Source organism: Methylophaga sp. UBA5088, assembly GCF_002414625.1.
Taxonomy (GTDB): domain Bacteria; phylum Pseudomonadota; class Gammaproteobacteria; order Nitrosococcales; family Methylophagaceae; genus Methylophaga; species Methylophaga marina.
This window is the reverse complement of the sequence record NZ_DIAC01000084.1, coordinates 33,518-34,692: the sequence shown is the minus strand read 5'-3', so window position 1 is coordinate 34,692 and position 1,175 is coordinate 33,518. Positions and strand designations below refer to the sequence as shown.

Below are 1,175 nucleotides of genomic sequence, written 5' to 3'. Positions count from 1 at the left end.
AACACGACTTAGCGGTTCTTCAATATTGGATACCAAAAAGTCAGAGATATAATTCCGGTCCATTGAACCGTCTTTGGCGTAAAACCCAATAATCAACGCGTTACTATTGCCTGCTTTTTCAACAGGCACGCCCAACTGCTGAACAATCGTTGGCAAGGAAGATAAGGACTGTGAGACTTTATTTTGAGTTTGTACCTGAGCGATATCGGTGTCGGTGCCAGGCTCAAAAGTCAGTGTAATGGTGGCTCGGCCAGAGGAAGAGCTTTGCGACTGAATATAACGAAGGTTATCGATACCTGTCAGGTTTTGCTCAATCACCTGTGTTACTGTGTTTTCAAGTGTTTCAGCCGATGCACCAGGATAGGTAGCGGAGATGGACACTTTCGGCGGTACGATGCTGGGATATTGTTCAACTGGCAACTCAAAGAGCGAGAACAAACCAAAGCCGATGATGAAAAAGGCAATCACCCAAGTGAAGATAGGGCGGTCTATAAAAAAGCGTGAGAGCATGTCTAGCGATCCTCGCTCATGTTCTGCTGAGGCTCTTTCTGAGCCGCTTTGTCTGATGGAGTATGTTCATTCGTCGCTGAGGATGAGGCGTTTTCGGATGAATCAGGCGCTATATCAGGACTTATGTCACTCAACTCGGCTTCCATTTGTTGAGGCTTCACAGTGGCACCGGGCCGAAGCATCATCGTTCCTTCTACAATCAGACGATCGCCAGTTTCGAGGCCATTGAGCACAATCCAGTTGTTGCCATAAGCCGTCCCAATTTCAATCGGATGCTTGCTCGCTTTATTGTCAGCATCAATTAACCACACACTCTTTTTACCCTCAGCACCAATGATGACGCTCTTTTGTGGAATCACGATCGCTTTAGTACGCCCAAGCTCCTCAACGGAGGCCCAGACAAACATGCCTGGCAAAAGAATCGTATTTGGATTTTCGAACACAGATCGCAAGCGTATTGCGCCCGTCTGCATACCAACAGAGAAATCCGTGGCATCTAGCGTGCCTTTGTATGGATAAAGTTGTTTTGAGTTACCAATATAAAGTGAGACTTCGTACTCGGCTTTTGAGGCTTTATTGAGTCGTAAGGCCGAGAGACGTTCTTGCAAATTACGTACTTCTTCTACAGATTGTGACAAATCAACGTAGACGGGATTAAGTTGGCG

Annotated in this window: 2 protein-coding genes; both read right to left on the bottom strand. The window is 46.5% G+C overall.

Features of this window, described 5'->3' with window-relative positions; all coding sequences use genetic code 11:
* A partial coding sequence (locus tag B4K20_RS10495; RefSeq protein ID WP_289282849.1) for an efflux RND transporter permease subunit occupies positions 1–510 on the bottom strand: 510 nt, incomplete at its 3' end.
* 2 nt (positions 511–512) lie between these two features.
* Positions 513–1,175 (bottom strand): efflux RND transporter periplasmic adaptor subunit (locus B4K20_RS10490; protein ID WP_289282848.1); only part of this gene is annotated, 663 nt, incomplete at its 5' end.